At 69.2% G+C, this 13,110-nt stretch carries 10 protein-coding genes and 4 pseudogenes; 6 read left to right on the forward strand and 8 right to left on the reverse strand.

The window, feature by feature from the left end; genetic code table 11:
- Nucleotides 1-1,129 precede the first annotated feature (1,129 nt).
- On the reverse strand, nucleotides 1,130-1,300 hold the full coding sequence (locus C1J00_RS25505; RefSeq protein WP_102911389.1) for a DUF5670 family protein: 171 nt from the start codon (nucleotides 1,298-1,300) through the stop codon (nucleotides 1,130-1,132).
- 600 nt (nucleotides 1,301-1,900) lie between these two features.
- Between C1J00_RS25505 and C1J00_RS25510 the strand changes: the two genes are divergently transcribed.
- Both C1J00_RS25510 and C1J00_RS47015 read left to right on the forward strand, forming a co-directional pair.
- Nucleotides 1,901-2,746, forward strand: a complete 846-nt coding sequence (locus C1J00_RS25510) for an RNA polymerase sigma factor SigF (protein WP_102911390.1) — start codon at nucleotides 1,901-1,903, stop codon at nucleotides 2,744-2,746.
- A 334-nt stretch (nucleotides 2,747-3,080) separates the two neighbouring features.
- Nucleotides 3,081-3,298 (forward strand): annotated as a pseudogene (locus tag C1J00_RS47015) (gfo/Idh/MocA family oxidoreductase); the annotation flags it as partial.
- Nucleotides 3,299-3,497: 199 nt separating this feature from the next.
- Here the strand turns inward: C1J00_RS47015 and C1J00_RS25520 are convergent.
- The gene (locus tag C1J00_RS25520; protein WP_102911391.1) at nucleotides 3,498-4,361 is read right to left on the reverse strand and encodes a triphosphoribosyl-dephospho-CoA synthase; all 864 of its coding nucleotides are present in this window, start codon (nucleotides 4,359-4,361) and stop codon (nucleotides 3,498-3,500) included.
- Nucleotides 4,362-4,370: 9 nt separating this feature from the next.
- Nucleotides 4,371-5,318 carry an intradiol ring-cleavage dioxygenase gene (locus tag C1J00_RS25525; RefSeq protein WP_245936498.1) on the reverse strand — a complete coding sequence of 316 codons (948 nt, stop codon included), beginning with the start codon at nucleotides 5,316-5,318 and terminating at the stop codon, nucleotides 4,371-4,373.
- Between the two features lie 426 nt (nucleotides 5,319-5,744).
- Here C1J00_RS25525 and C1J00_RS25530 point away from each other — a divergent pair.
- Nucleotides 5,745-5,915, forward strand: a pseudogene (locus C1J00_RS25530) (response regulator); the annotation flags it as partial.
- A gap of 50 nt (nucleotides 5,916-5,965) precedes the next feature.
- Nucleotides 5,966-6,106 carry a hypothetical protein gene (locus tag C1J00_RS45460; RefSeq protein WP_180989690.1) on the forward strand — a complete coding sequence of 47 codons (141 nt, stop codon included), beginning with the start codon at nucleotides 5,966-5,968 and terminating at the stop codon, nucleotides 6,104-6,106.
- Nucleotides 6,107-6,404: 298 nt separating this feature from the next.
- Here the strand turns inward: C1J00_RS45460 and C1J00_RS25535 are convergent.
- The 5 genes and pseudogenes from C1J00_RS25535 to C1J00_RS25555 all read right to left on the reverse strand — a co-directional run bounded on the left by C1J00_RS25535 (nucleotide 6,405) and on the right by C1J00_RS25555 (nucleotide 10,112).
- Nucleotides 6,405-7,602, reverse strand: a pseudogene (locus C1J00_RS25535) (cytochrome P450 family protein).
- 232 nt (nucleotides 7,603-7,834) lie between these two features.
- Complete coding sequence (locus tag C1J00_RS25540; RefSeq protein ID WP_180989691.1) at nucleotides 7,835-8,392, reverse strand: hypothetical protein; 558 nt, start codon at nucleotides 8,390-8,392, stop codon at nucleotides 7,835-7,837.
- An 85-nt stretch (nucleotides 8,393-8,477) separates the two neighbouring features.
- Nucleotides 8,478-8,981: pseudogene (locus C1J00_RS47020) on the reverse strand (NUDIX hydrolase); the annotation flags it as partial.
- Nucleotides 8,978-9,256, reverse strand: coding sequence for a DUF4406 domain-containing protein (locus C1J00_RS25550; protein ID WP_245936499.1), 279 nt, complete (start codon nucleotides 9,254-9,256; stop codon nucleotides 8,978-8,980). The gene C1J00_RS25550 and the pseudogene C1J00_RS47020, both read right to left, overlap by 4 nt.
- Entirely contained in the window at nucleotides 9,201-10,112 is a 912-nt protein-coding gene (locus C1J00_RS25555; protein WP_245936500.1) for a DeoR/GlpR family DNA-binding transcription regulator, read from the reverse strand. The genes C1J00_RS25550 and C1J00_RS25555 overlap by 56 nt, the downstream gene beginning before the upstream one ends.
- A 501-nt stretch (nucleotides 10,113-10,613) precedes the next feature.
- Here C1J00_RS25555 and C1J00_RS25560 point away from each other — a divergent pair.
- On the forward strand, nucleotides 10,614-11,042 hold the full coding sequence (locus C1J00_RS25560) for a DUF6892 domain-containing protein (RefSeq protein ID WP_102911394.1): 429 nt from the start codon (nucleotides 10,614-10,616) through the stop codon (nucleotides 11,040-11,042).
- A 1,290-nt stretch (nucleotides 11,043-12,332) separates the two neighbouring features.
- Complete coding sequence (locus C1J00_RS25570; RefSeq protein WP_102911396.1) at nucleotides 12,333-12,812, forward strand: ATP-binding protein; 480 nt, start codon at nucleotides 12,333-12,335, stop codon at nucleotides 12,810-12,812.
- Nucleotides 12,813-13,110: the final 298 nt, after the last annotated feature.

The raw sequence follows: 13,110 nt of genomic DNA on the forward strand, positions 1-13,110 counted from the left end.
GCGGTTGCGGGGGAGGGCATCGGCACCACTTCCTGGCGGTTGGCGGGGACGTTTTCGTGTCGCCATACCGTAGGAATCCGCAGGTCAGGCGCACATGTGGCGGGGCAACATAGTTCGAGGGTTGGCTATGCGTGTGGCCACCATGCCGACGTATGGGCGGCGGTGCAGGGGCTCGATGGCGGTCGAGACGAGTGCCGTCCGGGACGCGTAGGTCAGGGTGATTTGACGGTGCGGTGCTGACTCCCGTGCTGGTTTGGTGCTGACTAAAAGCCCACGTCATCACCCGTCCTCACCTGTCCCGTGCTGACTTGGTGCTGACTACGCTCCGTTGACTCGGGCATCTGGGGATGATCGGCTCAGAGGCGTTGCGTGGACTGAGAGACCGAGCCCGGCCGGATATGGCCGAGTGGCTCGGCCATCGTGATCCGAGGATCACCCATCAAACCTACGCGCATGTGATGCCGGACGCTCCGGAGCGGCTGAGGTCTCTGATGACGCGGTCTTCACGATGCAGACCGAGCTCAACCTGCCCCTCGAGTTCGAGGCAGAGGTCGAGGCGGCCTGATGCGAATCCGGGAAAGCGGGTGGCTGACGTAGTGGATGCGGAAGTGAGTGAGAACGTCAGGAGATCCCCAGAGGGTGAGCGCAGTCGTGCGAGGGTACAGCCACCCTTCGGGCGTCGGAGGTGCGGGCTGATGGCCGGGCAGTCGGCCACTGCCGGGATTCGATCCACTCCGTCCTGCACACGCGACGCCCTGACCCACCGCGGCCACCACGTCTCCGCCGCGCACTTGAGACGGGCCCTGCACGCCCGCTTCAAGTTGGTGGGGGCTCAGTGGCGCGCCGCGGTGCGCGCATCTGGTGCGCAATCCCGGATCCGCCCGGCGCGGTCAGTGCGCACTGACCGCGCCGGTGCACATCATCCGGGCACGCCGGAGCCCCGGCCGTGCGCGGCTGGTACGAGCGGTGTCTCCGACTGTGGCGAACGTCGTGCCTCTCCGACGGATCTGGTCGGCGGTCAACTCCAGGACCTCCAGGTCGGTGCGCAGGGCCGCGAGGTCAAGGCGGGGGGCATGCCTGTGGGCTCCGGATGCATCCGGAGCCCACAGGCATGTTGCTGTGTGGCGGGTTACCAGCGATACCAACGGCCCTTGCGACCGCCCGTGTCCGCTGAGCGCATGACGAAGCCCAGCAGCCAGACGACCAGCACGATGACGGCGATCCACCACAGTGCCTTCAGCGCGAAGCCCGCGCCGAAGAGGACCAGAGCCAGCAGAAGGACGAGAAGAAGGGGAACCATAGTTATCAACCTCCGTCGCTCCTCGTGCCCGGCCAATGCAAGAACACACGGTCGATTTCCCTGGTTTCTCCACTGCTCTTGCGGGCACCGAACCCGGATTCTCCACAGTGTTCACTCCACCGCCGGGCCGGTGGGCGGCTGTCGCCGCGCCAACGACGCGGCCGTCCGGCGAGTTCCACGCAGCGAGGTCTGCGTTACCGCTTGGGCTGCTTGCTGTCGCGGTAGGGGGTAGGCGTACAGGGAAGCCTTGCCCCTGTATGGAGACCAGCGTGACGACATCCCGCGTGCCACGGCCCTCGCCCCACGGCCCTCGTGGCGACGCCATGCACGCCCGCCTGGAACGGGAGAACGCGCAGCTGCGGCATGCGATCGACTCCCAAGCGACAGTGGACCAGGCCATCGGGGGTGCTCACCGCGATCCACCGGCTCTGTCGGGCGCCGGGTTCCAGGTGCTGCAGACTCGAGCGGTTTGTGGAGACGATTCCCCCTGCACCCGGCGGACGCATGAAGGAGTGGGTGCGGAATGAGGGGGTAGACGCTGCGTCGTCGGCCGCTTCGGCCGGCCGCGGCGGCGGGATCGGACTGGGAGAGGGGAACGGCATGGCGCCCATGAGCATGGCGGCAGCGCAGATGCGGACGGTCGAGCTGCCGGAGGTTGCTGACCCGTCCCGGGTGGCGCCCAAGGACGCCCGCGAACTTTCGAAGCTGTTCTTCCAGCAGCTGGCCGTGCTGGAGGAGGGCACCCCGGAGTACCAGTACGCGCGGAACACGCTGATCGAGATGAACATGTCCCTGGTCCGCTTCGCGGCCGGCCGGTTCCGCAGCCGCGGGCCGGAGGAGATGGAGGACATCGTCCAGGTCGGCATGATCGGGCTGATCAAGGCGATCGACCGCTTCGAGCTGTCCCGGGAGGCGGAGTTCACGTCCTTCGCCATCCCCTACATCGTGGGCGAGATCAAGCGGTTCTTCCGCGACACCACCTGGGCCGTGCACGTCCCGCGACGACTGCAGGAAGCCCGCGTCCAGCTGGCCCGCGCCACCGAGGAACTGCGCAGCCGACTGGGCCGCACCCCGACGGTGAAGGAGCTGTCGGAGCTCATGAGCCTGCCCGAGGACGAGGTCCGCGAGGCCCGCCTGGCCGCCAACGGCTACAACTCCGCCTCCCTGGACGCCACGATCAGCGGCAGCGAGGACGGCGAAGGCGCGTTGCAAGACTTCATCGGCACCCTGGACTCGGACCTGGAGCTGGTGGAGGACTTCCACGCCCTCGCCCCGCTGATCGCGGAACTCGACGAGCGCGACCGGCAGATCATCCACATGCGGTTCGTCGAGGAACTCACCCAGGCCCAGATCGGCGAACGCCTGGGCGTCTCCCAGATGCACGTCTCCCGGCTCCTGTCCCGCACCCTTGCCCGACTGCGTGAAGGCATGCTCACCACCCGCTGACGCCTGACGCCTGACGCCTGACGCCTGAGAGGGAGGACGGTCAGGCGGCGCGAACGCTGCCGGGGATCGAGGCGCGCTCGCCGTTCTTGAGAGTCGGCCGGGGCCGCTCTGCGCCGTGGGCGGGCACGGTGCAGGTACGCGGGCTGGTGCCACCGGGCGGAGGGCACCGGGGGACGAAGTCGACGGCGACCTCCAGCGACCTGTCTGAGCCCGTACACGCCCCTCGTCCGTGCGGCGCCCCCGGGACGGCAGGACGAGGCGAGGGTCGGGATCGAGGAGGATGCCGACGGGACCGACCTAGCCGGCTCGTCCACAGCAACCCCAGGAGAGCCCCATGAACGTCAGCTGCATGGGACTCGGCGACACCGCGCAGAAGGTCTGGCTGCCGGTGCTCGGGCTGCAGTCAGGGATCGACCTGCACTCCCACGACACTCCACCACGTCGCCGACAGCCTGCCCGTCCCGCGGGAGCGGCGGCACACCGAACCTCGACGCGCTGCTCGCGCAGGACCTCGACGCTGCGTTCGTGCCCGCGCCCACCGCCGTCCACCCCCGAACACAGCCAGGGCCTCGACCAGTTCGTCCGCACGATCACCCGCCGGTCGAGCTCGGTCTCCGCGGCCTCCAACCCCTCAGCCACCCGCGCGGTTTCTTCCCGCGGTCCTCCGCCCGCACGCGGGTGGTCGTTTCCCGCTCCTCCATCATTCCCAGCACCGACGCCACCGCGCACGCCTCGGTCCTGAAACGGCCAGTCAGGCAGCCCGTAGTCGCGCACTGATGCTGGTGCCTGACCTCGAACCGACGGCTGCCGGGGACGAGTCCAGGAACAACGCCCCCGCCAGCAGCCCCGCGCTCCCTCTCGGGCTCCACTCGAGCGCGTGCAGGCCGGCGTCGAAGGCGTGCAGGGCCTCGCGGCCGGCCTCCGTCGCCGTACCGCCGGTGTCGAGGACCCCGCGGGCGCCGGCCTGGACGTGCCGGAGACCAATGGGGCCCGCGGTGTGCAGGAGTTCGGTGTCCTGGAGGGTGGACATGACGGTGAGCAGGGCGTCCAGGCGGGCCTCGTTCTCGTCGGCGCCAGCCGAGCGGGCCGCGGCGAGGGCGTCCAACGCCCGCTGGACGTGCGGGAACCCGGCCCTTGCCTCGCCCCGCGCCCCGGCGGCGCCGTACTTCGCCGAGATCGAAGAGCCGCGCGAGGGCCGTCGCGGGGCCCTGCGATCGGGGTGGGCGGCGATGTGCTTGGCGGACGCGGCCACGTCCTTCGTCCCGGCACGCGGGTCGAGGGCGGCAGCGGCGACCAGCAGGCCGAGCACCCACAGGGCGCCTCGGTGGCCGCCGCCGGCCAGGGCCACCGAGTGCTCGGTGCCGCGGCCGATCGCTCCGAGTTCCATACGGAGCGGGGGAGTGGGCTCGCCCGTGCGGCGGGCCGCGGCGGCCATCGCCGCGAGGCCGGGCGCGAGCGCATTCGCAGACCAGAGCAGGGCGCTGTGGTCCATCCGGGTCCTACGGGCGGCGAGGTCGCGCGGATCGGGCAGGCCGGGCTTGGGGGCGAGCGCCAGCTGTCCGGTCAGCGCGGTCACGGCGGCCTGCGCCAATGCCTCGTCCTCGCGGCTGGTCATGGCCGTCCCTCAGGAGGACGCCGCGGCTGACGGGGAGGCTCTGCCGCTCGGCGGCGTGCCCGTGGGGGCGTCGCTCGGAGGCATACCGCCCTCGCCGCCACCCCCACCGCTGCCCGCGCCGGTGTTCTCCGCGGCGGGGTCGACGCCAAGGGTGAGGGAGCCCTTGTAGCCCTTGGAGGGGTCCTTCTTGTGCACGGCCTTGAGGGTGAGCAGACCGCTGGAGGCGCCGCCGCCGTCGTACACCATGTCGTTGTCGAGGGTGGTGTAGCTGCCGGAGTGCTGCGAGTAGGGCTCCAGCGTGAAGATCTCCTCGGCGATGTCGTCGGCGAAGAACAGTTGGCCGGTGTAGTTGACCTTGCCGCCCTCGTAGGTGCCGTCCTCCTTCTCACCGCCCGTGTGCACCTTCAGGTGGATGTGGCAGGTGCGCGGGGTGTACCAGCCCGGCAAGATCGTCTCGAACTTGACGACTCCGTTGGCGTTGGCGATCTGGTAGCCGCGCAGATAGGTGTTGTCGTTGGCGGTCGAACCGTCCTCGCTCTCCGCGGGCGCGGAGCCGCCGGGGTTGGCGGTGGTGTAGCCGGAGTAGTAGCCCCAGGCGTCGCAGTGCCAGATCTCCACGGCCGCGCCGGGGACCGGGGTACAGCCGTCGATGGCGTCGACGACGGTGAGACGCAGGGTCAGCGGGACACCGCTCTTGCCCTCGGTGATGTCCTTACGGACCAGGGCACCGTCCAGGTAGTACGGGCCCTCGGTGACACTCGACATCAGAGTCATGCACTCGCTGCCGGCGGAGGTCGCCGAGGCGCTTGCGGTGGCATCGGCGGTGGTCGTCGTCGCGTCATCGGCGAAGGCCGCCTGGTATCCGGCCACCGCGAGGCCGCCGGCCGTGACCGTGCCGCCGGTCACCGCGAGGGCGCGGCGCCTGGTGATCGAGGTGTCTTTGTGGTTTCCGGTCATGTCCATGAGCGTAGGGACGGCGTCTGTCAAGAGCCTGAGCTGTCGCTGTGCGCAAGCCGAGAATGCGTACGGCACCTCTTCAGGAAGGCGCGGCAGTCGGCGCGTTGGCGCTGCACCGCCATCAGCGGCGCGTCCTGCTCTCACATGGAGGATCAAATGGCGGAGGGGTGACCGGGGCGCGGCGAAAGCGCTGCGGACCGGGGAAAGCCACGCTCGGTACCAGCCTCGCCGACCTCCACCGCTCGGTTGTGTTCCTCAACCGCACGCAGACCCGGCAAGCCGCCGAGTTTCATCGAAGCCTATGGCGGGTGCAGTTGGGCGCTGGGGACGATCCGAAACCATATGAGCCTCGTCGGTACACGCCCTTGACCTCGTGCGGCCACCACCACATCACCTGCAACCCGCACCCGCCTCTTGGGGCCCTACCCCGACGTGGTGCTGATGGACATCCGCATGCCCACCCTGGACGGCCTCGAAGCAGCTCGGTGCATAGCCCAAAACGAGCAACTGGCGGCAGTGAAGGTGGTCATGCTGACGACTTTCGACCTCGACGAGTACGTGTACGGGGCGCTGCGCGTCGGCGCCACGGGCTTCCTCACGACCCTTTGCGGCGTTGCCGGGGGAGTCTGGCTCCCCCCTTGAGTCGGATGATCACAACGATGCCGCCGGGCATGACCGGGCAGGGAGCAGCTGCTGGGTGGAACGGAGGCGCGGTGATGGTCGGTGTCGCGGTGATCACCGTGATCCTCGCGGTGGTGTCCGTCGTGGTGAGTGAGCTGCCCAGGTGAGCGTGTATGCGCTGTTCGGGGAACCGGTGGTGCGCTGCCGGCGCGTCGCAGCTGGCCGGCAAACGGATGGGCCGCCGCCCCGCCCGGACGGGCGGGGGCGGCGGCCCCGTGCCCCGACGGCGCGTCCGCATCCGGGGGGCCCTAACCAGCCTTTGGGGAGCCGGTTCGGCTCCACCGTTCTCCGAGACCGGACCACGGCCTTGCCCATGCACCGCGTGCACCGCGTGCACCAAGCCCAGCAGATGGTGATCGACCCGGTGGTCTGCGCTGGGATCGATCAGCCGGTGTGTGCAGCCGCCTACCGGGTGAACCGTACGGGCAGGCTGCGCGGGCCGCGGATCATCATTCCCGGGCGCCAGGTGATCGCTGCGGGGTGGATGTCCAGGGTCAGGTCGGGGCAGCGTTCCAGCAGTGTCCTGACGGCGATGCGTGCTTCCAGGCGGGCCAGGGGTGCTCCCAGGCAGTGGTGAATGCCGTGGCCGAAGGCCAGATGGCCGCGGCTGTTGCGGGATATGTCGAAGCGGTCGGGTGCGGGGAAGCGGGCCGGGTCGCGGTTGGCGTCGGCCAGGGCGACAAGGACGAGTTCGCCGCCTCCGGGGATGAGCGTGTCGCCGATCGTGACCGGTTTGGTGGTGAAGCGGTAGGTGGGGGTCTCCAGGGGGCCTTCGTAGCGGAGCATCTCCTCGACCGCGGTGTCGACGGGGGAGAGGTCCGTGCGCAGGGCGGCCAGTTGCTGTGGGTGGGTGAGCAGGGCGAGGACGCCGTTGGAGATGAGGTTCACGGTGGTCTCGTGTCCGGCGACAAGCAGCAGCCAGGCCATGCCGAGGAGTTCGTCGTGGGAGAGCGTGTCGCCGTCGTCGTCTGTGCCGTGGATAAGCGCGCTCATGAGGTCGTCGCCGGGCCGCTGCCGCTTGCCCTGGACCAGCTCCGCCATGTAGCGGGCCATCGAGGTCGCCGCTGCCTTCCGCGCTTCGGGGTCGGTGGCGCCGAGGGCGTGGTTCGACCAGGTCCTGAAGGACTCGCGGTCCAGGTCCGGGACGCCGAGGAGTTCACAGATCACGGAGATGGGCAGCGGGAAGGACAGCGCTGCGACGAGGTCGGCGCGCCCGTCGGGTGCGGTGAGCATCCGGTCCAGCAGCGCGTCGGTGGTCTTCTGGATGCGCGGGGAGAGTTCCGCGACCCGGCGCGAGGTGAACTCCCGGGCGACGAGTTTGCGCAACCGCGTGTGGTCCGGCGGGTCGGCCCTGAGCGTGTGCGGGCCGGAATAGATGGCACCCAGCGGCAGCGACGGAGATGCCTTGTTCCAGTCCTTCGACAGCCTGGCATCCGCCAGTGCGGCACGCCCGGCCTCGTATTCCGACGACGAGCCACGCAAGAGTACCGCCCTCGGGCATGCGGATGCGGTGCACCGGGCCCTGAGCCCGTAATCGGCCGTACACGGGATAGGGGTCGCGGGTGAAGGACTCACCGAGCGCGGCGAGATCGATGATCTTCATGGAAGTGTCCACCTCGTTCTGGGGACGGATATCCGGTCGGGGAACATCACATTCGCCGGGCACCCGGGAGCCGGGGCCGGGGCCGGGGCCGGTGTGCGGCAGCGGCCCCGGCGTTGAGGGTCCGGAGGCGTGGCAGGGTGCGTCAAGCTCGTGGCTCATGTGCCGATCGCCGCCCCGAGCGTCGCTGAGCAGACGACACGCGCCGTCACATGGAGATAGGCCTCTTTTTGGGTCAGCTTCCGCTGTCGGCGGGGCGGCGCACCTTCAGGTCGTAGGCGAAGGCGGTCTCGCACGTCAGGTCGACCTGCTGTCCGAGCGCGTTTACGGCGACAACGGCCGACAGAGGCGTCTTCCACCCCTTCGAGACGACCTGGCCCCACGGCTCGTCGTATACCTCGCGAACCCACTGGCGTGGACCGGCGGCTGCGTAGGAGCCGTTGATGAGTACTGTCCGTGAGGATTCGGCTGTCTCTTCACGTGGTACGACGACCAGTCGGCGGGAGATCGTGCCGTTGTCGAACAGGCCGCCGTCCGTCTCACCGCCGCGCAGGTACTCGGTCTGTGCCGTCTGCACGGACACCTGAGCGTGGGTGCCGAAGGCGGAGTTCTCGTAGAGTTCGATATTCACCCGCACCCCGCCCTTCTCTCCGGCGCAGGCGAGCACGTGGCCTTTTTCCACGGTCCAGGTGTACGGCCCTGCGGCGTCGGGCGCGGCCGCGACGGCGGGCGTGGCCGCTAGGAGCGCCGTGGCGAGAGCGCCGGCCATGGGCAGATGGGCGCGGTAGGTCATAACTTCCCCCTGAATTGAGCTGGTTGGTGTGACAACGCTGCCGGAATAGGCAGCGCTCACCGCGGACGGGCTGTGCGTCCGTCACCATGCGGAACGGGCCGTGCAGGGCCGCCCACTGCAGCAGCATGATGGTCTTGGCGTCGGCGATCTCGCCGCTGCTGATCATGGCCGGCGCGGCACGGAAGGGCATGTCCACGACGGTGATGTCCTCTCCCTCCTCTGCGACGCCCCGCGGCGTCACCGAGGAGGGCGTGGCCTGATAGCCCGTTGACGGAGGCGGGCAAGCGGAACTGGCGGGGCAGCAGGACGGTTTCGCGGTCGGTGTCGTAGAGGAGGATGGCGCCGTCGCCGTCGCCGTCGCCGTCGCCGTCGCCGTCGCCTTCGCCGCGGGCGCAGGTCTCGCGCTGTTCGCGGCTCCAGTGGCCGTCCCTGTGCTGGTAGTCGAAGGTGGTCTTGCGTAAGACGTACCAGTCGCAGGAGAGGGCCTCGACGTCGACGATCCGCACCCGCGGTTGCCGGTCAGCCGGCGGCCATGCCGGTCCAGGCCGGTGAGGCCGCGCCGGTCCGGGGTGTCGATGCCCGCGGTCATCGGGCGGCCGGGACGTCGTCGAGGCTGGTGTATACGGCCTTGCCCCCGGCGCGTGCCTGGGCGGTCATCCGGTCGGCGCCCTCGGACGGGCCACCGATCCGCAGCACCGCGTCGCAGCGGGCCAGCAACTGCTCGGCGACGGGGTGGAAGATCTCCTCGTAGGCCGCGTCACCGGGGCCGGTACCGCCGGCGGTCTCCACTAGCGGCAGGGCGAGGGCCTCACCGGTGACTGCCAGGTGACCGGCGCGAAAGAGCTTCAGGGCGACCTCGTTCATGGCCCGGACGTTCGCCTCCAGCTTGTGCGGGTCGTCGCCGGTACCCGACCGGTACGGGCCGGCGACCAGGATCACCAGCGAGCGCGCTGCGGTAGGACAGAACTGCTCCCCGGTGAGAAGTGGATGTCGGGGTGTCAGACCAGGTGGGCCTCGACACCCGACTGCCGCAGGCTTTGAGGGTGGCCGGCCCGTTGGGGTGGGTTTGCGGGTCGTCGGCGGCGGCGTCGGTGATGAAGTGATCGGCGGCGTCGAGCGCAGCGACCTGGCTGAAGGCCCTCACGCCGAGTTTGGTGGCGTCCGCTACGGTGATCGTGCACGCGGACTGGGCGAGCCCGACCTGCTTGACGGCCGCGTCGTCCAGGGAGAACTCCGACCAGCCGTGCTCGGCGTGCACGCCGCCGATGGACATCACGAAGCAGTCGAAACTCAGTGACTCAAGCGTGCGCAGCGCCGGCGGCCCCACCAGCGAGCGTTCCCCGGGTCGGGAGCGTCCGCCCACGACCAGGAGGTCGATCCCCGGGCGGTCCGCCAGGGCGAGCGCCGTCTGCAGGCTCAGTACGGCGACCGTCAGCGGGGCGCGTTCGGCGAGGTGTTCCGCGACGTGCACGGTGGTGGTCCCGGCGTCCAGCAGCACGCGTGTGCCGGGCTCCACCATCGCCGCCACGGCCTCACCCAGACGGTCCTTGGTGGCGGTCTGCCACTGTTCCCGCGCGGCGAACCCTGCCCCCTGCTCGCGGGGACGGCCGGCTATCGCCCCGCCGTGCACCCGGCGTACCAGGCCCTGCCGCTCCAGAGCGTCCAGGTCACGGCGCACGGTCATCTCCGAGACCCCCATGCGCTGGGAGAGCTCGGACACGGACACCTGCCGGAGCCCTGCACCAACCGCAGGGTCAGGTCCAATCGATCGGCGACACCCATGACGCCTTTCTAACATGCCAATGTTTGAACATTGATTTGTGTGAACGATCTGTCGAAGGAGAACGGACCGCCAACGTCCAGGAACGGCTGCGGACCTGTGCCGTGAGACGGCGAGTACGAGGGCAGGAACGGCTTTCTTGTCGAGTTGTCCACCGCCTTGAGCGAGACCTGTAACGCCGTGCGACATCCTCGCGAGGCCGACCCACCGTCAACGCGGCAGCCGCCCTCGGTCGAAGGGCCTTCGCGCCGACGGGCGACCGCCGAGCGTGGCTAACACGTTCACTCGCGCTGGGAGCAACGCCTCCACGCGGACCGTTTTCGGACCAGCAGTCAACGGGATGGCTCTGCCTCGGCAGCTGCCGAACCTTCCCTGCCCATGTGCGCTCCGTCGCCAGAGCGGGGTGGTCTTGATGTCGGTGGCGTCGTCTAGGTTGTGCGCATGGCCACGTTCAAGGACTTCAATTTCAAGCTCATCGTCGTCGAGCAGCTGATGTTCATCGATGAGACGCTCACGCCTCAGTTCTGCCTCGCCGACCTTTTGAAGGAGAAGGGGCTCGGCGACGACCCCTGGGAGTACGCCCAGCAGCACGGTCTCGCGCACCAGGTTGTGCCCGAGGCGCGGACCTTCTTCGAAACACTGGAGATCAGCGACGAGCTCCTGGCCGACGTCGAGGAGCTGTGCATGGACGGTGGTAACCAGGTGTACCAAGAGTGCGCCCCGGTCTGGGACGGCGAGGACGACCTCTTCGACGTCGGTTCCCTCGACGACCTCGCGCTACTTCCCAACCTCCGGCGAGTTCTCGGCTCCGAGTTCCTGGGCCCGGAATTGCGGAACGTCCTCAGCGCCCGCGGCATAGTCGCCGACTAACGACGCCGGCGACCAGCCTCGACACCAAATGTGAGACCGAGTAGTAGCCAAGAAGGTCAAGGGGAGAGAGTACGGCGTGGAACAACCCAGAACATTGCACGGGCCGTTGACGAAGTCCTCAAGGCCAGTCAGAGAGGGGAGTCGTATCTGACGTGCCAGTACCCGCGGCCGTCCGCGTCGCGTACCGCGTGCATGAGCGGCCATCCCGGCCCTGCCCCGGGTGGGCGAGTCCTTCACCGGGCCACTGCAGCACGGTGTGGGCGATCGCAACAGCAGTGATCGACGGCCGCGCCCTGGCCCTCACCGGTAGCGGAAGCGTCGATGGGACGGTGCGCGTGCGGGACCTGCCACCCGCAATCTGATCGGACCGCCGTTGCTGCTTCCATCGGCGGTGCATGGTTTGGAAGCATCACCGGGGCTTGCCAGGCCCGCGGGGGTCGAGCGACCGGTACGCGGTAGGTGACCCCCGCACCATCCGTTCTCGCCTTGGACGAGGGTGCCCCCGCGAGCGCATTGTCGAGTTGGTTTCCGGCCAGTGGTCTCACCTCGTCCGTTGCAGTCTGGGGGGAAGAGGAGATCCTCCAGCGCGTCCATGGCAGAGAGGAAGGCCATCATCAGGGCGGGCACGAGCAGGGCGAGCAGGATGCCCGGCAGCGGTCGCGGCTTCGCAGGGCTCTCCGGCATCACGGCTGAGCGGAGAGCCGGATGCCGTCGTGGGCCGTCAGGGACGTGCCGGGCACGGACGGGGTAGTCGAAGCGCCACCGCTGGAGCCCGAGCCGCCGGTGCTCCGTCGGGCCGGCCGCCGCGCGGGCAGGCGGACCAGGTGCCAGGGCGAAATCCAGCAGTTGCTCCGCCAGCCCTTCACAGGGGGTCTGTAAAAGCCGTCTACCGGCGCCCTATGGTGTGAAAACGTCGATCATGCTGAGGATGACTCCCTGACATCTATTCATCACGGCCCGGGTTGGCAGCGCATGAGAGAGCAACGACCGCACCAGCGCCTGCTCACGGCAGCAGCGTGGCTGCTGTTCTGCGTACTGGCCACGACGGTCGCCGTCCACATCACGGCGGTCTGGGCCCGCGTCCTTTTGTTGGTCGTTTCTGCCGCTGCCCTGCTCGCGGCGCTGATGAGTGCCTGGCCGGCGGTGTACGCCGCCTTGCGTCGAGCCGGGCCGCACGCACCAGCCGTCCTGCTCCGGACCGGGAGGGCCGGCGCGTCCCCTGCGGGCAGGGTCAGAGGTCGCCTGACCGACCCACTCCCTGACCGCCCCTCGGCTATGGCAGGAGGTGACATGCCTGAGGGGGAGGGCGATGGGATGGGAGGCACAACTCCACTGCAGACCGCTGCAGCCCTGGAGGGGGACTTCTCCTGCATCGCTCAGGCGCGTGATCTGGCGGCCGACTTCCTGAGCCGCGCGCGGGCCGACCACGGCCTGCCGGTCTCCGCGCGTGCCATGGACGTGGCGCAGCTGGTGGTCAGTGAACTGGTGACCAATGCCCGCAAGTACGCTCCCGGGCCCGCTCTGTTGGAGCTCCGTGTTGCCGGTGCCAGGGTGGAAGTGTCGGTGTGGGACAGCGACTCGTCCCTGCCGGTGGCGCGGGCTGCGGAACCCGGCCGGGTCGGCCAGCACGGCCTGGAGATCGTCATGGCCGTCGTCCAGAGTTTCGAGGTACACCGCGAGCCGGTCGGCAAACGCATCACCGCCGGTATCGCTCTGTCCGACAACCCTGACGCAGAGCCAGCCATGTGGCGAAATGGCGGGGCTCGGTAGCCGGCAGAACGCAGGACAGGTCAACGTGCGGCACCACTGGACAACCGCGCGGAACACCGACCGGCACTCCGTACCCGGCCGACAACTGCACACCGGTCGGCTGGCGTCCGCGCACCAGGCGGGCTCGGGGTGCGGTTGCGGTGCGGTCAAGCACAGTGGTCGGCTATTCACTGAGCTTCTTCGAATTGGCCACCGATCGGGTGATGGGCCGTGAAGCGCAACGAGCGAGGCCCCCGGGCTGTTGATCGAGATGTCTGACGTCTCAATCACGTTGCTCGGGGGCCTCGTTGGTCATCCA

The sequence above is a fragment of the Streptomyces cahuitamycinicus genome (assembly GCF_002891435.1).
In the GTDB taxonomy this organism is placed as follows: domain Bacteria; phylum Actinomycetota; class Actinomycetes; order Streptomycetales; family Streptomycetaceae; genus Streptomyces; species Streptomyces cahuitamycinicus.

Bases quoted from the DNA above. Each gene is read 5' to 3' on its own strand.
- C1J00_RS25520 (WP_102911391.1), bottom strand. From the start codon at position 4,361: ATGACCAGCCGCGAGGACGAGGCATTGGCGCAGGCCGCCGTGACCGCG.
- C1J00_RS25505 (WP_102911389.1), bottom strand. From the start codon at position 1,300: ATGGTTCCCCTTCTTCTCGTCCTTCTGCTGGCTCTGGTCCTCTTCGGC.
- C1J00_RS25540 (WP_180989691.1), bottom strand. From the start codon at position 8,392: ATGACCTACCGCGCCCATCTGCCCATGGCCGGCGCTCTCGCCACGGCG.
- C1J00_RS45460 (WP_180989690.1), top strand. From the start codon at position 5,966: ATGATCACAACGATGCCGCCGGGCATGACCGGGCAGGGAGCAGCTGCT.
- C1J00_RS25560 (WP_102911394.1), top strand. From the start codon at position 10,614: ATGGCCACGTTCAAGGACTTCAATTTCAAGCTCATCGTCGTCGAGCAG.
- C1J00_RS25570 (WP_102911396.1), top strand. From the start codon at position 12,333: ATGCCTGAGGGGGAGGGCGATGGGATGGGAGGCACAACTCCACTGCAG.
- C1J00_RS25510 (WP_102911390.1), top strand. From the start codon at position 1,901: ATGGCGCCCATGAGCATGGCGGCAGCGCAGATGCGGACGGTCGAGCTG.
- C1J00_RS25550 (WP_245936499.1), bottom strand. From the start codon at position 9,256: ATGAACGAGGTCGCCCTGAAGCTCTTTCGCGCCGGTCACCTGGCAGTC.
- C1J00_RS25525 (WP_245936498.1), bottom strand. From the start codon at position 5,318: ATGACCGGAAACCACAAAGACACCTCGATCACCAGGCGCCGCGCCCTC.